The sequence below is a fragment of the Paraburkholderia steynii genome (genome assembly GCF_900100565.1).
Taxonomy (GTDB): Bacteria; Pseudomonadota; Gammaproteobacteria; order Burkholderiales; family Burkholderiaceae; genus Paraburkholderia; species Paraburkholderia terrae.
Window position 1 is genome coordinate 109,960 of sequence record NZ_FNDI01000026.1, and the last position, 20,941, is coordinate 130,900.

The window sequence follows — 20,941 nt, forward strand, 5'->3', positions numbered from 1 at the left end:
GTTGCGGGGATATTCAAAACCCTCATCGACGGAGCGACCATGACTGCACTTCCTAACACGCGAGATGCCCTGGGCGAATCCTGGACCACGGCTGGCCGTCGTGCGCGGCGCATTGCGCGCCACAGTCGACACGCGGCTGAAGATATTGCAAGCGAACTGCGCACATTGATGACCGAACTCGAGAACACGCTCGGAGACGGCACGCAAGCCGACGCCACGGTGCTGCGCACGCAGATGCGCAAGCGTCTCGACGAAGCGCGCACACGTCTGAACGACACACGCGATGCGATGCGCGAGCGCGCCGAAGCGGCTATGCACAGTGCCGACGATTACATCCACGAAAATCCGTGGCGGACGCTCGCCATTGTTGGTGGCGTTGCGCTGATCGCAGGCGCCTTGATCGCGCGCGGCGGTTCACGCTGACGCACTCGGCGTCGGGCTGGGCGAGCGGCCAGCCGGCGACGGCTGGACCCCGGATCACTGCGTAGGACGGGCGAGGCGCGTGTTTGCGCGCCGCTTCCTTTGTTGTGTCGAGGCGAGCGTCGGACAGTTCGCGCGCGGTTGCGCCGTTGCGCAGACTGTTGACGTCGCGGTTCGCGCGGTTCGGTGAACTCGGTTTAGACGCGGGATGTACCGCGCATCACCGCATCAATCGCCATCGACGATAAACAGCCGCTGGTATTCCTTCGACGCGTACCGGTCCGTCATGCCCGCGATGTAATGCGCGATGAGGCGTGGCTGCTTCGCTGCGTCCGGCGTCTGATAGGCGGGCGGCAGAAGGCGAGGATCGTCGATGAACGCGTCGAACAACCCGGCGATCACGCGCTGGGCCTTGTTCGCCATGCGCATCACGCGATAGTGGCGGTACAGGTTCTTGAACAGAAACCGCTTGAGTTCCGTCGCCTGCGCAGCGACAGCCTCGCTGTGCGCGACAAGCGGCGGCGCGCGGCGCACGTCGTCCAGCGAAGCGGGCGCATGCCGCGCAATATTGCGCGTGGTCGTGTCGATCAGATCCACGATCAGCGTGTTGATGATTCGCCGCACGGTCTCGTGAATCAGCCGGCGTCCCTCGATCTGCGGATAATCGCGTCGCGCCGCGTCGTAGTGCGTGTGCCATAGCTCGACTTCGGCGAGCTGATCGATCGTGAGCAATCCCGAGCGCAGGCCGTCGTCCACGTCGTGATTGTTGTATGCGATTTCGTCGGCGAGATTGGCGATCTGTGCTTCGATCGACGGTTGCCGCCCTTGCAAAAAGCGCTCGCCCAGTTCGCCGAGACGCCGCGCGTTTTCGCGCGAGCAATGCTTGAGGATGCCTTCGCGGGTTTCGAAGCACAGATTCAGGCCGTCGAAAGCGCCGTAATGCTCTTCGAGATCGTCGACGACGGCGAGACTTTGCAGGTTGTGCTCGAAGCCGCCGTAGTCGCGCATGCATTCATTGAGCGCGTCCTGCCCTGCATGGCCGAACGGCGTGTGCCCGAGATCGTGTGCCAGCGAAATCGCTTCGACGAGATCTTCGTTCACGCGCAGATTGCGCGCGACAGAACGCGCGATCTGCGCGACTTCGAGACTGTGCGTAAGCCGTGTGCGGAACAGATCGCCCTCGTGATTCACGAAGACCTGCGTCTTGTACTCGAGCCTTCGGAAAGCGGTCGAATGGACGATGCGGTCGCGATCGCGCTGAAATTCGGTGCGCGCGCTCGGCGGCGCTTCGTGATGGCGCCGGCCGCGCGATTGCGAAGAATGCGCGGCGTACGGCGCGAGGTGTGCTTCGAGCGCGGCGATGGTGGGCAGCGATACGACGCCCGTAGTGGGCGTCGCAGAAGCGGCGTCGAGTGATTCGCTCAGATGGTCGCTGCGTATTTCACTCACCGATATCTCCGAATCAGATGCGACGGACGCTGTGTGCTGTGCCGGGCCGCTTCGCGTCAGGTGCCGACGCTGGCGTCGAGGGTTTCGAGCACCGCCTCGTCGGGGGCGCGGGTGATCAGTGTGTCGCCGAAACGCTTCAGCAGGATGAACTTGATTTCGCCCGCTTCCGCCTTCTTGTCGACGCGCATCAGATCGACGTAACGCGCCGCGCCGAGCGTAGGCGCCTGAGTAGGCAGATGTGCGGCCTCGATGACGGCAACGAGCCGCTTGCGCGCGGCTTCATCCAGATGGCCGAGCCGTACGGACAGGTCCGCCGCCATCACCATCCCGCAGCCCACCGCTTCGCCGTGCAGCCACTCGCCATAGCCGAGACCCGCTTCGATCGCGTGACCGAACGTATGGCCAAAGTTGAGGATTGCGCGCAGACCGCCTTCGCGTTCGTCCTTGGCCACCACGGAAGCCTTGATCTCGCACGACCGCTTGACCGCTTCGGCGAGCGCTTGCGGCTCGCAGCGGTTGAGCGCTTCGACGTTCGCTTCGATCCAGTCGAAAAACGTTGCGTCGGCAATCGCGCCCGTCTTGATGACTTCCGCAATCCCCGCCGCCAGTTCGCGCGGCGGCAGCGTGCGCAGCGCGCCGATATCGGCGATCACCGCCTGCGGCTGGTAGAACGCGCCGATCATGTTCTTGCCGAGCGGATGGTTGATGCCCGTCTTGCCGCCAACCGACGAATCGACCTGCGACAACAGTGTGGTCGGCACCTGGATGAACGGCACGCCGCGCATGTAGCAGGCGGCCGCGAAACCCGTCATGTCGCCGATCACGCCGCCGCCGAGCGCGATCAGCGTGGTCTTGCGATCAGCCCGTGCGCCCAGCAGCGCGTCGAAGATCAGATTCAGCGTTTCCCAATTCTTGTGCGCCTCGCCGTCGGGCAGCACGACCGTCGTCACGTCCTTGCCGAGCGGCGCGAGCGCCTTGCGCAAGGTGTCGCCGTACAAGGGATCGACTGTCGTGTTGGTGACGATCGTCACCGACGCGCCGCGAATATGCGGCGCGAACAGCTCGCTTTTGCCGATCAGATCGGCGCCGATATGAATGGGATAGGCGCGTTCGCCCAGTTCGACGTTGACGGTAATCATGGAAGTCATCTCGCCATTATGACGCAGCAGGCCTGGCGACGCCCGCCATCTCGAGCTGCATCAGCACCATGTTGACGAGCCCGTTGACGGACGGACGGCCCGTTTCGATCACAAAATGGGCGCACTCGCGGTAGAGCGGATCACGCACTTCGTAGAGCGCTTCGAGGCGCCCTTTCGGGTCCTCGGTCTGCAGAAGCGGCCGGTTCTTGTCGCGGCGCGTGCGCAGCCAGAGATCGTGCGGATTGGCGCGCAGATAGACGACGATGCCGTGCGCGCGCAGCGCGTCGCGGTTTTCCGGGCGCAAAACCGCGCCGCCGCCCGTAGCGAGCACAATGCTCTCGCGCCCGGTGAGGTCGGCGATCACTTGCGCCTCGCGTTCGCGAAAGCCCGCTTCGCCTTCGAGTTCGAAGATCACCGGGATGCGCGCGCCCGTGCGCGCCTCGATTTCATGATCGGAGTCGAAGAACGGGCGATCCAGCCGGCGCGCCACGGCCCGGCCCACGGTGGTCTTGCCTGCCCCCATGAGCCCTACAAAAAAAACGTTGGCGTGTGCGTCCCGCGGTTGCAACTTATCCTCTGGCTAATCCGGTGTAGTTCGTGCGGCAGCTTACTGGCAAAGCGCCTGCCTTGTCGAGCCTGACGGCCGGCGCGGCTGCCGCCGATCGTGCTTTCGGCCCGCGCCCATGGCGCTTTCCCGACGATCCGTCAATTTGTCTGCACAACCCTCGGCGTGATGAAAACGACGAGTTCGCTGGTCAGATCGCGGTGGGCGCGATGCCGAAAAAGCGCGCCCAAAAGCGGTATTTTGCCCAGGAGCGGCACGCGCGTCACATCATCGCGGTCGTCCGACTCGTAGATTCCGCCAATCGACACCGTCCCGCCGTCCTCCACCTCGACGCGCGTCTGCACATGTTTGGTGTTGATGGCGGGCCCCGACGCCGTCTGCTCGCCGACGCTGTCCTTCGCGACGTCGAGGTCCAGCACAACCCGCCCGTCCGGCGTGATTTGCGGCTCGACCTCCAGTTTGAGGCTGGCGCGGCGAAACTGCACGCCCGACACGCCCTGCCCGACTTTCGCCTGATACGGCAGTTCGGTGCCCTGCTCGACGATCGCCTTCATCCGGTCCGCCGTCACCACGCGCGGGCTGGACACGATCCTCCCGAGCCCTTCCGCTTCGAGTGCGCTCAGCTCGATGTTCACGAGGCGCGTCGCCTGCGCGGCGAACAGCGTGAAGCCCGCCGTGGCCGCGTCGAAGCCCGAAATGGGCCGCGCCGACAAATCGAAGATCGAGCCGTCCTTGCCGCCCACGACGCCCGTCGACTTGCCGTCCTCGTTCGTGGCGAGCATCGACAGCTTCACGCCGAGATTGCGCGAAAAGCCCTTCTCCGCTTCGACGATGCGCGCCTCGATCAGCACCTGGCGCGTCGGCCTGTCGAGCGATGCGATCAGTTCCGCGATCTGCGCGAGGCGCGCGTCGAGATCGGTGACGAACAGCAGATTGGTGCGCGGGTCGGCCATCGCCGCGCCGCGCTTGGACAACACGCGCTGATTGCCCGATGCCGTCAGCAACTTGCGCAGCTCTTCGGCGTGCGCGTAGTGCAGCTCGAAGGTGCGGCTCGCGAGCGGCTCGAGTTCCGCGGCGCGCGCGTGCGCTTCGAAACGCTGACGCTCGCGCGCCGCCAGTTCGGACAACGGCGCGACCCAGATCACGTTGCTGCGCTGTTCCATCGCGAGGCCGTTGACGTCGAGCAGCGTATCGAACGCGGCGCGCCACGGTACGTTGTCCAGATGCAGCGTGACCGCGCCACGTGCCTTGTCGCTGGCGACGATATTCAGGCCGGTGAACTTCGCGAACGCGCCGAGCACGGCGCCCAGTTCGGCGTGCTGGAAATGCAGCGTGATCGGCCTGTCGGCGGGAAACGACGATGAGGCATTCGTGCTCAGGCGCGTGGCGGGCGCGAGCGGGGCGGGCGGGCCTTCGAGCGGCTCCGTGCGCGCTTCGCCCTGGCGTTTCGCTTCGGCTTCGTCGCGTGCGGCAGAAGACGGTTGCGCCGCATCCGGCGATGCGTCCGCGTCTCGCCCCGGCGCGCCGGCTTCGTCGGTTGCATCCGGCGTGAACGGATTGGCGACGTCCGTCGTAACCGCGCGCGGCAACGGTGGCATGCCGACGGGCGTAAGCGCGTCGTCGAACGGCATGTCGGCGGGAAGCGGCGGCAACGATGCGCGCGCCGCCATGGCGACGAAAGCGGCACACACGAGCATCGAACGCATGACGTTGAGCCGCATCATTCGACGGCCTCCGCGAGCGTCAGCGAATACACGCTGCCATCGCGCTTGGCAAGCGTGAGGGCGCGTGCGTCGACATGCGCAACCCGCTCGTCGCCCCACCGCTGTCCAGGTTCGAGCGTCTCTGCGTTGTCGCCCGCTTCGATCAGCGCGAGACCGCGCAGGCGGTCGGCCAGAAGGCCGACCAGCCGCATCGATGACAAAGCGCTCTCCTGTGCTGACGCAAACGCCGCAGGTTGAAACGGATCGTAGAACACGATCTCTTCGTCGGGATCGAATGCGTCAGGATCATCACGCACCGTTCGATGCGCGGCATTCCGCACGGGATGAACCGCGCTGAACGAATGCAACGTCGCGTTGATTGACAAGGCCTCGCCCTGACGCTTGAGCGTCACTTCTTCGGGCACGACGAGGACCGGCAAACTCGCAAGCCCTTCGAAAAAATCGACGGCATGATCGAAGTCGGCTTGAGCCGTCATACGCAGCGGACGCATCGCGTCGAGTCCGCTGCCCGTGACGACGCCCGGCTCGATTACGAGCAACGTTACGTCGTTGCGTGCCGCGAGCTGCGAGATCACGCGTATGTCGTCCGCCGAGGTCCAGTTCGAAGGCATCGGCGCGTCGCTCGCCCCCTGACGCAATGCAGGCAACTGCGCGACGGCCGCTTCGGCTTCGCCCAGTTTGCGTTGCGCGGCAGATAACATTTCGCGGCTCGCCTGAACGCCGCTCATATCCGTGGCGAGCCATGCATTCGCGCCGAGCACGAAAGCAGCGGCAGCGATGCACAATGCGACGGCCCCGCGTCGTCGCACGCTCCATGCTTCGAGTGGCACACGCAGGCGCTCGACGAGCGTGCGTCCGAATCGCTCGCGCGTCGCCGGCATGCCGATGCGGCCAGCAATAGTCGTGTTCATTGCTTCCCTCTCGTGTTCTGATGCGCCGCCGGCGCCCGGGCCTTTTCAGGCGGCCCGTCCCATTTCAGATGTGCTTTGATTTCTAACGCCGTCGATGCCTCCGTTGCGCCCGTCGCGCGATGCACGTCGCTCAGGTCCGAATCCTTCACGCCTTTCAACGCGGCGAGACGATTCAGCCACGCCGCCGACGCGGCATGATCGGAAGAAACGGCAAGCAGTTCCGTATCGCGCCCGCGTTGCCGCAACTGCCTGACGACGACAGCCTCGGACGACTCCCGGCTCAACGCATCGAGCAGATCGAGCAAGTGCATGAGCGGTTCGGAAAGCGTCGCGGCGCGCTCGCTCCTCAGGCGCTCGTCGCGTGCCTCACTGACAAGCCGTGTGTGCTCGGCAAGCGGCGGCGCAAGCACAGCAAGGCGTTGCCCGATCGCCGCGCGCTCCCGGTCGATACGCACCCGTTCGAACGTCTGCCACGTCACCAGCAACGCCACTGCGGCGCAACCACACAGCGCCGCGCTCGTCCATTCGACATAACGGCGCCGACGCGCGAGCCGCGCATCGCGCTGCCGGTGCGGCAACAGATTGAAACCGTGGGCGAAGGTCATTGCGTCATGCCCCGCAATGCAAGACCGAACGCAACCGCGAACGAAGGCTCATGCAACAGATCCGAGTCGGGTATCACGTTGCCGTCGCTGAGCGAAGAGCAGTCGAAGGGCAACACGGAACAGCCCAGCACATCACCGATATCTGCGAGTGAAAAGCACACGCCTTCGAGCAATTCGATTTCGCCGCCCACCAGCGCGCACACGTTCAGGTTGTTTTCCGCGAGATCGCGCAACGCATCGGCGACGCACGAATATTCGGGCGATGGATAACGGATTTCTTCCGCGATCGTTTCTTCTTCGATGCGCCAGCCGTACACGCCATCGCTGCCGATCCAGATCGCCGCATACGGTTCGTGCAGTTCGAGTTCGAAGGTCGCCGCGTGACGCAGCGCGCGCAACGCCGCATGCGGCTCGACGTCGACCGTTGTCAGCGTCACGCCCGCCATCGCCGCGCTTTCGATGCGCGCTTCGAGATGTTCGCGCGCCGTCGCGGCAATCGACACCGTGCGAAGATGCGGCGGCGACTCGTCGACATACCAGTCGACGGCGAGCGCATGACGCTCGATGCCCGCGACGCGCTCGGCTTCCATCAGCACCGTAGGCTCGATCGACGCAGCGGAACCATGCGGGCCGCTCACGTGATTGACGGGCAGATGCGCCGTGAAAGTCGCGGACCCCGGAATCGCCATTGCGCAACGCAGTGCCGCCGACATGCATTGCTGGGGCACATGGCAGAATGCCTCAGACAACGCGCGCGCCACCGCTTGCCGGTCGACGATCTCCGCGCCTGCCATCGCGCCCGGCGCGAGTGGCTCCAATGCAATGCATTCAATGCGCACGGGTCCCATCTTTCGCGCGCTGCTGCTCAGCGCCACGATCCTCACCGCTTGCGCGCCGACATCGATACCGACTGCCTGACGCCGCATCGCCATTCTTAACGTGTGTTTCAACGCCATTCCTTCCTCCCTCAGATACCAACGGAAACTGAAGGCCCGCGGCATCCAGAGAACGCGGGCAACGGAAGGCATTCTGCGCAGCGCGACACACAAGCGAAATTCAGCCGAATGGCTAATGGTCGGGTAACTGATATCGGGCGACAATCAAAGGCACTACAGTGTTCTCATAGCCGTGCGGACCGCGTCGGCCGTAAGCATGCCGAAAGCTGCCGGGTCGGGCGGCTATAATCGCGGGACCGTTTTCTGGTGTTCATATGCAATCCACGACTCCTACGTCTCCGCCTCCAGCACCCCAGAAGCGCAAGCGTCCGCTCTGGCTGAAGATCATCCTTGGCTTCGTCGGGCTGATCTTCGCCGGGATCCTCTGCGTCCTGCTCGTGCTGGGTTACGCGCTGGTCGTCGCCACGCCCAATCTGCCTTCGCTCGACGCGTTGACCGACTATCGTCCGAAGGTGCCGCTGCGCATCTACACCGCAGATCACGTGCTGATCGGCGAATTCGGCGAAGAGCGGCGCGACATCGTCCACATGCGCGAGGTGCCGGACAATCTCAAGAAGGCAGTACTCGCCATCGAAGACGCGCGCTTTTACGATCACGGCGGCGTCGATCTGATGGGTATCGCGCGCGCCGGTGTGGTCGCGCTCACGAACGGCCACGCAACGCAGGGCGCAAGCACGATCACGATGCAGGTTGCGCGCAACTTCTTCCTGTCCAGCGAGAAGACCTACACGCGCAAGATCTACGAGATGCTGCTCGCGTACAAGATCGAATCGAAGCTGAGCAAAGATCAGATTCTCGAGGTGTACATGAATCAGATCTATCTCGGCCAGCGTGCGTACGGCTTCGCGAGCGCGGCGCGCGTGTACTTCGGCAAGGACCTGAAAGACCTGTCGCTGGCCGAATGCGCGATGCTCGCCGGTCTGCCGAAAGCGCCGTCCGCGTATAACCCGGTGGTGAATCCGAAGCGCGCGAAAGTGCGTCAGGAGTACATCCTTCAGCGCATGCTGGAGTTGGGCTATATCACGCAGGACCAGTACGACACGGCGAGCCGCCAGCCGCTCGTCGTCAAGGGCGCGGGCAAGGAATTCAGCGTCCACGCAGAGTACGTCGCGGAAATGGTGCGGCAGATGATGTACGCGCAGTACCGCGAAGAGGCGTACACGCGCGGCCTGAACGTCGTGACGACCATCGATTCCGCCGATCAGGACGCCGCATACCGGGCGCTGCGCAAAGGCTTGATGGACTATGAACGGCGTCACGGCTATCGCGGTCCGGAAGCGTTCATCGACCTGCCCGCCGACGCGGACGAACGCGAGCAGGCGATCGACGACGCATTGCTCGAACATCCCGACAACGGCGAGATTATCGCCGCGGTGGTGACGTCAGCAAGTCCGAAGCAGGTGCAGGCGACGCTGATCGACGGCAACGCCGTGACGATCCAGGGCGACGGGCTGCGCTATGCAACATTCGCACTGAGCGCGCGCGCGCAGCCGAACCAGCGCGTGCGGCCGGGCGCGATCATCCGTATCGTGAAGAACGACGACGGCAACTGGTCAATCACGCAATTGCCGCAGATCGAAGGTGCGTTCGTATCCGTCGTGCCGCAAGATGGCGCGATCCGCGCGCTCGTCGGTGGCTTCGACTTCAACAAGAACAAGTTCAATCACGTGACGCAGGCATGGCGTCAGCCGGGTTCGAGCTTCAAGCCGTTCATCTATTCGGCGTCGCTAGAAAAGGGTTTGGGACCGGCAACCGTCATCAACGACGCGCCGCTCTTCTTCAGCGCAGCTGAAACAGGTGGCCAGGCGTGGGAGCCGAAGAACTACGGCGGCGGCTTTGATGGCCCGATGTCGATGCGCACCGCGCTGCAGAAGTCGAAGAACCTCGTGTCGATCCGCATCCTCAACCACATCGGCACGAAGTACGCGCAGCAGTACATCACGCGCTTCGGTTTCGATGCGGAGCGTCACCCCGCGTATCTGCCGATGGCGCTCGGTGCAGGCCTCGTCACGCCGCTGCAGATGGCGGCTGGCTACTCGGTGTTCGCGAATGGCGGCTATCGCGTGAATTCGTATCTGATCGCCGAGGTGACCGATCAGCGCGGCGTGGTGGTCGCGCATGCGGACCCGCTCGTCGCGGGCAGCAACGCGCCGCATGCAATCGAGCCGCGCAACGCGTACGTGATGAACAGCTTGCTGACGAGCGTCGCGCAGCGCGGCACGGGCGCGAAGTCAAACGTTCTGAAGCGCACGGACCTCGCGGGCAAGACGGGCACCACCAACGATTCGCGCGACGCGTGGTTCGCCGGCTATCAGCACACGCTTTGCGCGATCGCGTGGATGGGCTACGACAACCCGCGCAGTCTCGGCGACAAGGAAACGGGCGGCGGGCTCGCGCTGCCCGTGTGGATCGACTACATGGGACGCGCGCTCAAGGGCGTGCCCGAGTACAAGATGCCGATGCCGGAAGACGTCGTATCGATCAGCGACGAGTTGTATTTCGACGACTTCACGCCGGGCAATGGCTTCGTGTCGACGGTCGGAGTGACGCTGCCGCCGCCGGAAGCGAGCGGCGCGGCAAGCGGTGCGCCGGCCCAGGTCGGCGCGCAGGAGAAAGAGGACATCATGAACCTGTTCAAAGGTCACTAAGTCCGGATTGCCAGTGAAAAAAAGCCGCCGCGTATCGAACGCGGCGGCTTTTTCATTTTCGGCAAACGTGCATCGGCTTCATGGGCGCCGACGCGAAATGCTCAGGGCGCAATCTGGACGTCGTCGCCTGCCTGCTGCGTCGCGTATTCGGACAGCGCCGCATAAAACTCGGTGCCATTGCGTGTGTCGCGCCACGCGCCGTCGACAAAACGGAAGTGGTATCCGCCCGACTTTGCGGCGATCCAGATCTCCTGCATCGGCGGCTGAAGATTCACGATGATCTTCGTGCCGTTCTCGAATTCGAGCGTCAGCACGTTGCCGCTGCGCTCGAATTCGATGTCGGCGTCCGTATCGTCAAGCGAGCGTTCGATGGCTGCCAGCACAGCCTCGGCACGGGTCAGGTATTCACTGTCGGACATGCTAAACTCCAGCGATTAATTATTCAGGGACAGTCATGCGAGTCGTTTTCCGGACGAGCGCCACGGCCACGATTCTAGCGACTCTGGCTATTGTCGCAGGTGTAGCGCTCAGCGGTTGCGGACAACGCGGTTCGCTTTATCTGCCTACCGTTCCGCCTCTTCCGGCCAAACCGAACGAGCAGACCCAGCCGCCCTCGCCCGACGAAGTCAAACCCGGCGCCGAATCCGCTCAAGGTTCTGTTCCGGATACGTCGGGCACGCCGTTGTCCCTGTCGCCCGATTCCGAACTGCGCACTGCGCCGACGTCGAACGCACCCGCCCAACCGGCGTCCGGCGCGTCCGAAGCTCAATAAGACTGCCGTATGACTCAATCCGCTTTTGCCTACGTCGACGGCGTGCTGCACGCTGAAGGCGTGTCCGCCGTGTCGCTTGCCGAGCAGTTCGGCACGCCGCTCTATGTCTACTCGCGCGCGGCGCTAACCGAGGCGTGGCATGCCTACGCCGACGCATGCGCCGGCCGGCACGCAACCGTACACGTCGCTGTCAAGGCGAACAGCAACCTCGGCGTGCTCAACCTGTTCGCGCGCATGGGCGCGGGCTTCGACATCGTGTCGAGCGGCGAGTTGGCGCGCGTGCTCGCGGCAGGCGGCAAAGCGGAAAACACCGTGTTCTCCGGTGTCGGCAAGAGCGTCGCGGAAATGCGCGAAGGGCTCGCGGCGGGCGTGAAGTGCTTCAACGTCGAATCGATTCCCGAACTCGACCGCCTCAACGCGGTTGCGGGCGAAATGGGCAAGAAGGCGCCCGTGTCACTGCGCGTGAATCCTGACGTCGATGCAAAGACGCATCCGTATATTTCCACGGGCCTCAAGTCGAACAAGTTTGGCGTCGCATTCGACGAAGCGCGCGCCACGTATCGCGCCGCCGCTGCGATGAAGCACCTCGAGGTGGTCGGCATCGACTGCCATATCGGTTCGCAGATCACGGAAGTCGCGCCGTATCTCGACGCCGTCGATAAACTGCTCGAACTCGTCGAGCAGATCGAAGCGGACGGCTTGAAGATCAAGCATATCGACGTGGGCGGCGGACTCGGCATCACCTACGACGACGAAACACCGCCGGATATCGGCGATTTCGTGCGCACGTTGCTCGACCGGATCGAAGCGCGCGGGCATGGCCATCGCGAAGTGTATTTCGAGCCGGGCCGCTCGCTCGTCGGCAACGCGGGCATGCTGCTCACGCGTGTCGAGTTTCTGAAGCCGGGTGCAGAGAAGAACTTTGCGATCGTCGACGCAGCAATGAACGACCTCGCGCGCCCCGCGATGTACGAGGCTTATCACGCGATCGAACCCGTCGTGCAGCGCGCCGGCGACAAGCATGTTTATGACGTCGTCGGTCCCGTGTGCGAAAGCGGCGACTGGCTCGGACGCGAACGCAAACTCGCCGTCGAGCCAGGCGATCTGCTCGCGATCCGTTCCGCGGGCGCCTACGGATTCGCGATGAGCTCGAACTACAACACGCGTGCGCGCGCAGCCGAAGTGATGGTCGATGGCGACAAGGCGTATGTCGTGCGCAAGCGCGAAGAAGTGAAAGATCTGTTCGCGGGCGAGACGGTTCTGCCGGAATAACTTCCGCGCGTTTCGGACGCTCAAAGCAAAAAGGCGATGCGCTTATGGCGCATCGCCTTTTTTGTCGCCTGTCGATTCGCGCTCGTCAGGTTTTTGCGCGCTGCCTGATCCTGTCGCGCGCCCAAACCAGCACGCGCCAGCCGAGCAACGCAATCACGATCGCGCCGTAAATCTTCGGCAAGATCAGATCGTGCTTGCCTGCCTTCATCCACCAGAAATGCAGGATCGCGAGCGCTGCGATCGGGTAGATGGCGCGGTGCAGGGTCTGCCAGCGTCGGCCGAGTTTGCGCACCATCGCTTTCGGCGACGTGATGGCAAGCGGTAACAGCAGCACGAACGCCGCGAAGCCGACCGTGATGAACGGCCGCTTGCCGATGTCCTTCACGATCGCGGCGATATCGAACCACTTGTCGAACCAGAAGTACGTCGTGAAATGCAGCGTGGCGTAGAAGAACGCGAAGAGGCCGAGCATCCGGCGAAAGCGCAGCAATGCGTTCCAGCCGGTCAACTTGCGCAGCGGCGTCACCGCGAGCGTGATGCAGATGAAGACCAGCGTCCACAAGCCCGTCGAGCGCGTGATGAACTCGATGGGATTCGCGCCCAGCCCGCCCGTGAAGCCGAGCAGCACGAGCCGCGCAAGCGGATACAGCGCCGCGACGAACACCGCGATCTTCGCGGGCACGATCCAGCGGCTGGCATTGGCGCTCGTGCTGGCTTTTCGCGTCTGACGCACTGTGTTCGTGGCGTTGCTGGCGGTCGCGGTTTGGGTCGTGTCGGTTGCCATGCGCGCCGCCATCAAAAGTTCTTCTTCAGATCCATGCCCTGATACATCGACGCGACCAGATCGCCGTAGCCGTTGTACATCAGCGTGTTCCGCTTGGGCGTGAAGATGCCGTCACCGATGCGCCGTTCGGTCGCCTGGCTCCAGCGCGGATGGTCGACGTTCGGGTTCACGTTCGAATAAAAGCCGTATTCGCTCGGCGCGTAGGTGTTCCAGCTGGTCGGCGGCTGCTTGTCGACGAAGCGGATTTTCACCAGCGACTTCGCGCTCTTGAAGCCGTATTTCCACGGCACGATGATACGCACGGGCGCGCCGTTCTGATTCGGCAGCACCTGGCCGTAGACGCCCATCGTCAGCAGCGTCAGCGGATTCATTGCCTCGTCCATCCGTAGACCTTCCGAATACGGCCATTCGAGAATCGGCTCGGACAATCCAGGCATCTGCGACGGATCAGCAAGCGTGATGAACTGCACGTATTTCGCGTTCGCCGTCGGCTGCGCGCGCTTGATGACTTCCGAGAGCGGAATGCCGATCCACGGAATCACCATCGACCAGCCTTCGACGCAACGCATCCGGTACACGCGCTCTTCGAGCGGCGCGAGCTTCAGCAATTCATCGATGTCGTAGACCTTCGCGTTCTTCACCTCGCCTTCGACGCTCACCTTCCACGGACGCGGCCGCAACGTCCCGGCGTTGTGCGCGGGGTCGCTCTTGTCGGTGCCGAACTCGTAGAAGTTGTTGTACGTGGTGATGTCCTTGTAAGACGTGACCTTGTCGGTGACGACGAACTTCGGATTGGTCTTCGCGCCGAGCTTCAGCGCCTTCGGATCGGGCGACGAATATTCCGCGTACGCCTCGCCGTGTACACCGATCAGGCTGCCGAGCGCCACCGCGCCCGCCGCCTGCAGGATGCGCCGGCGATTTTCGAACACGCGCTGTGGCGTGATTTCGCTGCGCGCGATGTCGTCGCCATACAGCTGGCCTCGGTCGCTTCGCTTGATCCACATGCTGAAAACTCCTTGCCGGGCGCCTCGCCCGATCGGTATCCATTCGACTCGCGCGAGGGAGTCGCCGTTCTTCGTTCTCGGTTCTTCGTTCTGTTAACACACGCGGCGAGCGATTCTTCCATACCGGCATAAAAAAACCGCCGGTGCAGCGCACACGGCGGTTTCTGGTCGTTCCGACCCGGCGAAACTGAAACTTACAGCTTGCCGTAGCTGTGCAGCCCCGACAGGAACATATTGACGCCGAGGAACGCGAAGCTCGTCACCAGCAGGCCCGTCAGCGCCCACCATGCGGCGACCGCGCCGCGCAGGCCTTTCATCAGACGCATGTGCAGCCACGCCGCGTAATTCAGCCAGACGATCAGCGCCCAGGTTTCCTTCGGGTCCCAGCTCCAGTAGCCGCCCCACGCCTCGGCGGCCCACAGCGCGCCGAGAATCGTCGCGATCGTGAAGAACGCGAAGCCGACGGCGATCGACTTGTACATCACGTCGTCGAGCACGTCGAGCGTCGGCAGGCGGTCGGCCAGCACACCGCGCTCCTTCATCAGATACGCGACGCCAACCATCGCCGACAGCGCGAAGCTGCCATAACCGATGAAGTTCGCCGGCACGTGGATCTTCATCCACCAGCTTTGCAGCGCGGGGACGAGCGGCTGGATCTGCTGCGCGTCGCGCGCGATCGAGTACCACATCAGGAAACCGACGGCCGCGCTGATCACCAGCAGCACGAACGCGCCGAGCGAGCGCGTGTTGTAGTGCTGCTCGTAGTACAGGTAGAACAACGCCGTAATCAGGCTGAACAGCACGAACACTTCGTAGAGGTTCGAGATCGGAATATGGCCGACGTCCGAGCCGATCAGATACGACTCGTACCACCGCACCATAAGGCCGACGAAGCCCATCAGCACCGCCACCCACGTCATCTTCGAGCCAATCGCGGCACCCGTCGGCGAACGCGACAGCGTGCCGATCCAGTAGAACAGCGTGGCCAGCACGAACAGCGCGCTCATCCACAAGATGGCCGACTGGCTCGACAGGAAATACTTGAGGAAGAACGCGTGGTCGGCACGGGCAAGGTCGCCGCCGTAAATCTGGATAGCCGACAGCGACAGCACGGCGATGCACGCAATCAGCAGACGCACCGGCTTCCAGCGCCAGCCGAGCACGACGAAAACAGGCACCGTGCATACCAGCACCAGCTTGTCGTAGTAATTCATGTAGTCGTGGTAGCGCGACAGCGCAAACCCGGCGCCCGCGACCATCGCAAGCGCGAACAGCCAGTCGAACAGGCCAAGACGCTTCAGAAATGGACGATCGTCCAGCAGCGCCTCCCCGGTCAGATGCGGGGTCGAGAGAGCCGCCGTATCGGCGCGCGGTTTGGCGCGCGAGGATGAGGAAACTTGAGTCAGGTCCATGATCTTACCGGGTCGAATCGGATGAATCTGCGGACGCTCCGCGCGTTGCACGGGCGGCGTCCTTTGCCTCGAGGGCGGAATCGGCATCGACAAGCTTACCGCCCAGCGCGACGCCGACGGCATCGCGTGTTTGGGCGAATTCCTTCTCGAAATCGAACGTCTTGCGCGCCGTCGACATCGCCATCACGACGTTCACGCCATTGCCGCCGCGCTCCGCGTCCTTGAGCCAGAACCACAGCCGCCGTTCGCGGACATAGAACATCGAAAAGATGCCTAACACGAGTAGCAGGCTGCCAAGATACACGACTTTTTTGCCCGGCGCGCGCGTCAACTGAAATACCGAAGCTTGCACCTGCTTGAAGGAGTCAAGCTGCAAATAGACGGGCGAACCGTACAGAAAGCTGTCGGAAATGGCGTTTATCGAACTCTGGACGAAGCGGCTCGTGGTCGGGTCGGCCGTCGCCGGGCCTTCTCCCGCCTGCTTGCGCGCGAGTTGCCACACGTCCCACATCGAGCCTTCGAGCATGCGAAGCAAGAGTCCTGCCGCCTTCTCCTGCTCGGCCTTGGGGACAGAACGATCGATGAACGCGGCAACCGCCTGGAAGCCGCCAACCTTCTGACCATTGGCGGCCTTGCCCAGACTCGGATCGTCGCCAGCGAACAGCGTCAGCACGCGCGATGCGCTTTCTTCCAGATGCTGCTGAAGTTCCGCGTTCGACTGCACCGAGCGCTGCGCGAAATCGCGCGCCGCCTGCGCACGGATGGCGGGATCCTGCAGCGCCGCGCGCATCCGCATCCATTCATTGACCGTGCCGCCCGCGTCGGCGGGAATGCGCAGATAGCGGAATGCATCGTCGGGATTCGCGCGCATGCCCGCGAGGAACACGCGCTCGCCGCTTACGTCGACGGGCAGCATGTAGTTGTTGTACTCGCGCGCCTGGCCGTCCTTGTCGCGCACCTTGTACTGCACCGACGGGCCGACGTTATGCAGATCGACCGGTTTCGACGTCTTTGCGCCGGAGCCGAGGCGCTCGTCGAAGGCTTCCTTCAGCGACTGATGCGCGGCAACGCCGCGTGCATCGTTCTGGCCGTTACCGTTCGAGATGTTCTCGACGTTGATCGCGCGGAAATCGGCAAATTCGACCGTCTGGCCATCCGCGCCGGGCATCGACGCGCTCAACACCTTCGAGCCGCCGATCTCGCCGTTGAACGACTCGCTCTTGACGTTGCTGCCCGTCATCGGCCAGGCCGTCGTCTGCATCTGCGAGCCGCCGTCCTGGAAGCTCGACTGATAGATCGATACGCCGTCGTATTCGAACGGCTTGTTCACTTCGACCCGTGCCGGAATACGCGCGCCCGTCTTGTGGTCGATCACGACGATGTCGCTTGCAAAGAGCTTCGGCATGCCCGTCGAGTAGTAATCGACGATGAACTTGTTCAATTCGATCGAGAAAGGCAGATCCTGGATCAGCGAGCCGTCCTGCTGGTTCAGGATCGCCGTCGACACATGCTGGCCTTCCGGCACCCACGCGTAGCCGCGGAATGTCGGATTGCCTTGCGACAGACGATGCTCGGGCGGAATCTCATTGATGACGGTGTTGGCGCGGATCGGCGTCTTGTCGAACAGCCACATCTGCAGCTTGATGGGCAGATTGCTGTCGAGCAGCCCACCGATGCAGATAATCACGATCGCAATGTGCGCGGAGATGTAGCCGAGCTTGGTCAGCGCGCCGCGCTTCGCGGCGATCAGCGTCGCGCCTTCCGATTCGCGCGTCACGTACTTGTAGCCGAGCTTTGCCGACAGCTTGCCGAGCGTGGCGGCGGCTTGCGCGCGCGTCGCGTTCGGCACCTCGAACTCGCCCTTGTGATGGAACGCGCGCAGGCTGCCTTCGCGGACCTTGTCCTTCCAGCTCTTCATATCGGCGATCATCTTCGGCGCGTTGCGGATCACGCACAGCGAGACCGACACGAGCAGAAAGCCGAGGATCAGCATGAACCACCACGCGCTGTACACGTTGTACAGGCTCAGCGAGCGGAAGATGTCGGCCCAGAACGGCCCGAACTGGTTGACGTAGTTCGGATACGGATCGTCCTGCGTGAGCACGGTGCCGATGATGCTCGCGATCGACAGGATCACGAGCAATGCGATCGCAAAGCGCATCGAACTCAGCAATTCGACGGACGTGCGCAGGAAGCGCTGCCGCGACTTCAACTCCAAACCCGACGTGGTGACGCTCATTCAAACTCCGACTGAACAGCAAAAAAGGGTGCAGGGACATCGCTGCTTGCGATTCCCTCACCCTTTTCTTGTTTTTTCGCCGGCCATCTTATGGCTCACCTTAGGCCGGCGTCGCTTTCGTACGGACTCTTAGTGCAAGCCCGCGATGTAATCGGCAACCGCCTTGATCTCGCTATCCGACAAACGCGATGCGACGGCGTGCATTGCTTCGTTGTTGTTCCGCGCGCCCGGGCCCTGCGTGAACGCGGTCAACTGTGCCACGGTGTAATCCGCCCATTGCCCCGACAGGCGCGGATACTGTGACGGAATGCCCTGCCCCGTCGGCCCGTGACAACTTGCGCACGCAGGAACGCCCTTGTCGGCGAGGCCAGCGCGATAAATCTTCTGCCCGAGGGGCACGGTGTCCTTGTTGTGCGCGTAACCCGGCTTCGGTGCCTGCGACGCGAAGTACGCCGACACGTTGACCATGTCCTGATCGGTTAGCGCCGCCGCCATACCCGCCATGATCGCATTGTTACGGGCGGGCTGCTTCGCACCTGGCTGGGTTTTGAAATCTTTGAGCTGCTTGACGAGATACTCGGGGTGTTGGCCGGCGAGCTTCGGATACGCGCCGCCCGCACTGTTGCCATCCGCGCCGTGGCATGAGGCGCACACTTGCGCTGCGATTGCCTGCCCCCGATTCAAATCCGGCTTTGCCTGATCTGCTGCTCTTGCCTGTACCGCCAAACCTGAAAGACCTGCTGCTGTGTGAAGTACCACCAGAAACTTGCCCAGTCGATTCATTCGCACACCCTGTTTCGTCTTGTGGGAATTAGAGGTTCTGCAAAATACGACAGCGACCGATCAGCCGCCGAGGCCCGCGCGGCGGCCTCTCAGGTTTTCAGTAAACCATCGTATTGTACAATAACTCGCTAATCGATCTGGCGCCAGTCGGGCCTCTCCGGCCTTTACGGCGGGGCTGCATCGCCCTTGCAGGGCAATTCATCACGTCCGCCGATGTGCGCAGGACGTCCGCTCGACGTCCATTCACCCCTCCATCTGGTCTTCTCCATGTCTTTTCTGCTCCACCAAGCGCGCTTTTTCACGACCGTCAATCACTTGCGCGATCTGCCGCCTACGCCGCAACCCGAGGTCGCTTTCGCGGGGCGGTCGAATGCGGGAAAGTCGACGGCCATCAACCTCCTCTGCAACCAGAAGCGACTCGCGTTTGCCAGTAAGACGCCTGGGCGCACGCAGCACATCAACTACTTTTCGGTGGGACCGGCGGACGAACCTGTCGCGCATCTCGTCGATCTGCCCGGCTATGGCTATGCCGAAGTGCCCGGCGCGGCGAAGGCTCATTGGGAGCAGTTGCTGTCGAGCTATCTGCAAACGCGGTCGCAGTTGCGCGGCATGATCCTGATGATGGATTCGCGCCGGCCGCTCACGGAACTGGACCGCCGGATGATCGAGTGGTTCGCGCCGACAGGCAAGCCGATTCACACATTGCTCACCAAGTGCGACAAATTGACTCGTCAAGAGAGCATCAACGCGTTGCGGGCGACGAAGAAAGGGCTGGATGAATATCGCGCGGCGGGTTTTCAGGGCGAACTGTCCGCCCAGCTTTTTTCCGCGCTCAAGCGGGTTGGCCTCGACGAAGCGCACGAACTGATCGAAGGCTGGATTGCGCCCGGCACGGCTGGCGATTCCGACGAACCGGCTTCGGCTGAATAAGGCCGGAAGGGCCGCCGCGACACGTGGGCGGCGGTTTTCGTTCGCCCAGAAAAAAACCCGCCGCTAGAAAACGGCGGGTTAAACAGCCTAATCGAAAAACGACAGGCACCCGCTCAGGGAGGAGAAGCGGGGAGGTCAGCGCTAGGCGCCTTGCTCGATCGGTATGATATACCATTGTCTCGAAAAGTTTCTGGCAGGGTGCCGCCAGCATTTTTGACTTTTGCAGATATCCCCACATGAGCTTCTATCCGCATCACCGCCCTCGCCGCATGCGCCGGGACGACTTTTCGCGCCGCCTGATGCGCGAGAACATCCTCACCACCAATGATCTGATTTACCCCGTCTTCGTGATCGAAGGGACAAATGTCCGTCAGGCCGTTCCGTCGATGCCTGGCGTCGAGCGAGTGTCCGTCGATCTGCTGATGGGCGTCGCCGAGCAGTGTCTCGAACTGGGCGTGCCCGTGCTGTCGCTGTTCCCGGTGATCGAGCCGTCGCTGAAGACGCCCGACGGCCGCGAGGCAACCAACGAAGCCGGCCTGATTCCGCGCGCGGTGCGCGAGTTGAAGAAACGCTTCCCCGAACTCGGCGTGTTGACGGACGTCGCGCTCGATCCGTACACGAGCCACGGCCAGGACGGCGTGCTCGATGAAAACGGCTACGTGATCAATGACGAAACGGTCGAGATTCTCGTCGAGCAGGCGCAGACACAGGCGCAGGCGGGCGTCGACATCGTCGCTCCGTCCGACATGATGGACGGCCGGATCGGTTCGATTCGCGAGATGCTGGAAAGCGAGGGCCACATTCACACGCGGATCATGGCTTATTCGGCGAAGTTCGCGTCGGCGTTCTACGGCCCGTTCCGCGATGCCGTCGGCTCCGCGGCGAATCTCGGCAAGGGCAACAAGATGACGTATCAGCTTGACCCCGCCAACTCGGACGAGGCGCTACGCGAAGTGCGCGCCGACATCGACGAAGGCGCGGACATGGTGATGGTCAAGCCTGGCATGCCTTATCTGGATATCTTGCGTCGCGTGAAGGACGAGTTCCGCTTCCCGACTTACGTGTACCAGGTGAGCGGCGAATACGCGATGCTGAAGGCCGCCGCGCAAAACGGCTGGCTCGATCACGATAAGGTGATGATGGAATCGCTGCTCGCGTTCAAGCGCGCAGGTGCGGATGGCGTGCTGACGTACTTCGCGCTGGACGCTGCGCGTTTGCTGCGGGCGCAGAAGTAAGGTTGCGATGCCTGCCGTGTACGGCGGTGTCGCGGTCGGTATCGGCTGAAAGCGGAGATTGCCTTAAGGCGTCTCCGCTTTTTTCATTTCAAG

19 protein-coding genes are annotated in these 20,941 nt (G+C 63.1%); 6 read left to right on the forward strand and 13 right to left on the reverse strand.

Annotated elements, in window-relative coordinates; genetic code table 11:
• Positions 1-39 precede the first annotated feature (39 nt).
• Positions 40-423 carry an ElaB/YgaM/YqjD family protein gene (locus tag BLT65_RS34930; RefSeq protein ID WP_042314549.1) on the forward strand — a complete coding sequence of 128 codons (384 nt, stop codon included), beginning with the start codon at positions 40-42 and terminating at the stop codon, positions 421-423.
• Between the two features lie 225 nt (positions 424-648).
• Here the strand turns inward: BLT65_RS34930 and BLT65_RS34935 are convergent, their stop codons facing one another.
• The 7 genes from BLT65_RS34935 to pilM form a co-directional block, all read right to left on the reverse strand.
• Positions 649-1,845: a deoxyguanosinetriphosphate triphosphohydrolase gene (locus BLT65_RS34935; RefSeq protein WP_244186852.1), complete on the reverse strand. Its 1,197-nt coding sequence runs from the start codon at positions 1,843-1,845 to the stop codon at positions 649-651.
• An 80-nt stretch (positions 1,846-1,925) separates the two neighbouring features.
• Positions 1,926-3,008: a 3-dehydroquinate synthase gene (gene aroB, locus BLT65_RS34940; protein WP_007730735.1), complete on the reverse strand. Its 1,083-nt coding sequence runs from the start codon at positions 3,006-3,008 to the stop codon at positions 1,926-1,928.
• A gap of 16 nt (positions 3,009-3,024) precedes the next feature.
• On the reverse strand, positions 3,025-3,576 hold the full coding sequence (locus BLT65_RS34945) for a shikimate kinase (protein WP_042314552.1): 552 nt from the start codon (positions 3,574-3,576) through the stop codon (positions 3,025-3,027).
• A 137-nt stretch (positions 3,577-3,713) separates the two neighbouring features.
• Entirely contained in the window at positions 3,714-5,297 is a 1,584-nt protein-coding gene (locus tag BLT65_RS34950; protein ID WP_091786879.1) for a type IV pilus secretin PilQ, read from the reverse strand.
• Positions 5,294-6,208 (reverse strand): type IV pilus inner membrane component PilO, encoded by a 915-nt coding sequence (locus BLT65_RS34955; protein ID WP_091786882.1) that lies wholly within the window; start codon positions 6,206-6,208, stop codon positions 5,294-5,296. The genes BLT65_RS34950 and BLT65_RS34955 overlap by 4 nt, the downstream gene beginning before the upstream one ends.
• The gene (locus BLT65_RS34960) at positions 6,205-6,813 is read right to left on the reverse strand and encodes a fimbrial assembly protein (protein WP_091786884.1); all 609 of its coding nucleotides are present in this window, start codon (positions 6,811-6,813) and stop codon (positions 6,205-6,207) included. Before BLT65_RS34960 ends, BLT65_RS34955 begins: the two co-directional genes overlap by 4 nt.
• Entirely contained in the window at positions 6,810-7,769 is a 960-nt protein-coding gene (gene pilM / locus BLT65_RS34965) for a type IV pilus biogenesis protein PilM (RefSeq protein ID WP_091786887.1), read from the reverse strand. Before pilM ends, BLT65_RS34960 begins: the two co-directional genes overlap by 4 nt.
• A 254-nt stretch (positions 7,770-8,023) precedes the next feature.
• Between pilM and BLT65_RS34970 the strand changes: the two genes are divergently transcribed.
• Entirely contained in the window at positions 8,024-10,417 is a 2,394-nt protein-coding gene (locus BLT65_RS34970) for a penicillin-binding protein 1A (RefSeq protein WP_091786889.1), read from the forward strand.
• Between the two features lie 101 nt (positions 10,418-10,518).
• Here BLT65_RS34970 and cyaY read toward each other — a convergent pair whose 3' ends face one another.
• Complete coding sequence (cyaY, locus tag BLT65_RS34975) at positions 10,519-10,836, reverse strand: iron donor protein CyaY (protein WP_091786891.1); 318 nt, start codon at positions 10,834-10,836, stop codon at positions 10,519-10,521.
• A gap of 35 nt (positions 10,837-10,871) precedes the next feature.
• Here cyaY and lptM point away from each other — a divergent pair, with 35 nt between their 5' ends.
• Together lptM and lysA are read left to right on the forward strand one after the other, a co-directional pair.
• Positions 10,872-11,189: an LPS translocon maturation chaperone LptM gene (lptM, locus tag BLT65_RS34980; protein WP_091786893.1), complete on the forward strand. Its 318-nt coding sequence runs from the start codon at positions 10,872-10,874 to the stop codon at positions 11,187-11,189.
• A gap of 9 nt (positions 11,190-11,198) precedes the next feature.
• The gene (gene lysA / locus BLT65_RS34985) at positions 11,199-12,461 is read left to right on the forward strand and encodes a diaminopimelate decarboxylase (protein WP_091786896.1); all 1,263 of its coding nucleotides are present in this window, start codon (positions 11,199-11,201) and stop codon (positions 12,459-12,461) included.
• Positions 12,462-12,546: 85 nt separating this feature from the next.
• On the opposite strand, the gene msrQ is transcribed toward lysA, so the two are convergent.
• The 5 genes from msrQ to BLT65_RS35010 all read right to left on the reverse strand — a co-directional run bounded on the left by msrQ (position 12,547) and on the right by BLT65_RS35010 (position 18,683).
• Positions 12,547-13,257, reverse strand: a complete 711-nt coding sequence (gene msrQ, locus BLT65_RS34990) for a protein-methionine-sulfoxide reductase heme-binding subunit MsrQ (protein ID WP_091786898.1) — start codon at positions 13,255-13,257, stop codon at positions 12,547-12,549.
• The gene (gene msrP / locus BLT65_RS34995) at positions 13,257-14,249 is read right to left on the reverse strand and encodes a protein-methionine-sulfoxide reductase catalytic subunit MsrP (RefSeq protein ID WP_042314563.1); all 993 of its coding nucleotides are present in this window, start codon (positions 14,247-14,249) and stop codon (positions 13,257-13,259) included. Before msrP ends, msrQ begins: the two co-directional genes overlap by 1 nt.
• A gap of 194 nt (positions 14,250-14,443) precedes the next feature.
• Positions 14,444-15,661, reverse strand: a complete 1,218-nt coding sequence (gene ccsB / locus BLT65_RS35000; RefSeq protein ID WP_042314574.1) for a c-type cytochrome biogenesis protein CcsB — start codon at positions 15,659-15,661, stop codon at positions 14,444-14,446.
• A 4-nt stretch (positions 15,662-15,665) separates the two neighbouring features.
• Entirely contained in the window at positions 15,666-17,900 is a 2,235-nt protein-coding gene (locus BLT65_RS35005; protein WP_091786901.1) for a cytochrome c biogenesis protein ResB, read from the reverse strand.
• Positions 17,901-18,029: 129 nt separating this feature from the next.
• The gene (locus BLT65_RS35010) at positions 18,030-18,683 is read right to left on the reverse strand and encodes a c-type cytochrome (RefSeq protein ID WP_035988840.1); all 654 of its coding nucleotides are present in this window, start codon (positions 18,681-18,683) and stop codon (positions 18,030-18,032) included.
• A gap of 267 nt (positions 18,684-18,950) precedes the next feature.
• Between BLT65_RS35010 and yihA the strand changes: the two genes are divergently transcribed.
• The gene (gene yihA / locus BLT65_RS35015; protein WP_086909315.1) at positions 18,951-19,613 is read left to right on the forward strand and encodes a ribosome biogenesis GTP-binding protein YihA/YsxC; all 663 of its coding nucleotides are present in this window, start codon (positions 18,951-18,953) and stop codon (positions 19,611-19,613) included.
• 236 nt (positions 19,614-19,849) lie between these two features.
• The gene (gene hemB, locus BLT65_RS35020) at positions 19,850-20,848 is read left to right on the forward strand and encodes a porphobilinogen synthase (protein ID WP_042314566.1); all 999 of its coding nucleotides are present in this window, start codon (positions 19,850-19,852) and stop codon (positions 20,846-20,848) included.
• Positions 20,849-20,941: the final 93 nt, after the last annotated feature.

Bases quoted from the DNA above. Each gene is read 5' to 3' on its own strand.
- cyaY (WP_091786891.1), bottom strand. From the start codon at position 10,836: ATGTCCGACAGTGAATACCTGACCCGTGCCGAGGCTGTGCTGGCAGCC.
- BLT65_RS34960 (WP_091786884.1), bottom strand. From the start codon at position 6,813: ATGACCTTCGCCCACGGTTTCAATCTGTTGCCGCACCGGCAGCGCGAT.
- yihA (WP_086909315.1), top strand. From the start codon at position 18,951: ATGTCTTTTCTGCTCCACCAAGCGCGCTTTTTCACGACCGTCAATCAC.
- BLT65_RS34970 (WP_091786889.1), top strand. From the start codon at position 8,024: ATGCAATCCACGACTCCTACGTCTCCGCCTCCAGCACCCCAGAAGCGC.
- BLT65_RS34950 (WP_091786879.1), bottom strand. From the start codon at position 5,297: ATGATGCGGCTCAACGTCATGCGTTCGATGCTCGTGTGTGCCGCTTTC.
- msrP (WP_042314563.1), bottom strand. From the start codon at position 14,249: ATGTGGATCAAGCGAAGCGACCGAGGCCAGCTGTATGGCGACGACATC.
- BLT65_RS34930 (WP_042314549.1), top strand. From the start codon at position 40: ATGACTGCACTTCCTAACACGCGAGATGCCCTGGGCGAATCCTGGACC.
- ccsB (WP_042314574.1), bottom strand. From the start codon at position 15,661: ATGGACCTGACTCAAGTTTCCTCATCCTCGCGCGCCAAACCGCGCGCC.
- aroB (WP_007730735.1), bottom strand. From the start codon at position 3,008: ATGATTACCGTCAACGTCGAACTGGGCGAACGCGCCTATCCCATTCAT.
- BLT65_RS34955 (WP_091786882.1), bottom strand. From the start codon at position 6,208: ATGAACACGACTATTGCTGGCCGCATCGGCATGCCGGCGACGCGCGAG.
- BLT65_RS35010 (WP_035988840.1), bottom strand. From the start codon at position 18,683: ATGAATCGACTGGGCAAGTTTCTGGTGGTACTTCACACAGCAGCAGGT.
- lptM (WP_091786893.1), top strand. From the start codon at position 10,872: ATGCGAGTCGTTTTCCGGACGAGCGCCACGGCCACGATTCTAGCGACT.
- hemB (WP_042314566.1), top strand. From the start codon at position 19,850: ATGAGCTTCTATCCGCATCACCGCCCTCGCCGCATGCGCCGGGACGAC.
- lysA (WP_091786896.1), top strand. From the start codon at position 11,199: ATGACTCAATCCGCTTTTGCCTACGTCGACGGCGTGCTGCACGCTGAA.
- pilM (WP_091786887.1), bottom strand. From the start codon at position 7,769: ATGGCGTTGAAACACACGTTAAGAATGGCGATGCGGCGTCAGGCAGTC.
- msrQ (WP_091786898.1), bottom strand. From the start codon at position 13,257: ATGGCGGCGCGCATGGCAACCGACACGACCCAAACCGCGACCGCCAGC.
- BLT65_RS35005 (WP_091786901.1), bottom strand. From the start codon at position 17,900: ATGAGCGTCACCACGTCGGGTTTGGAGTTGAAGTCGCGGCAGCGCTTC.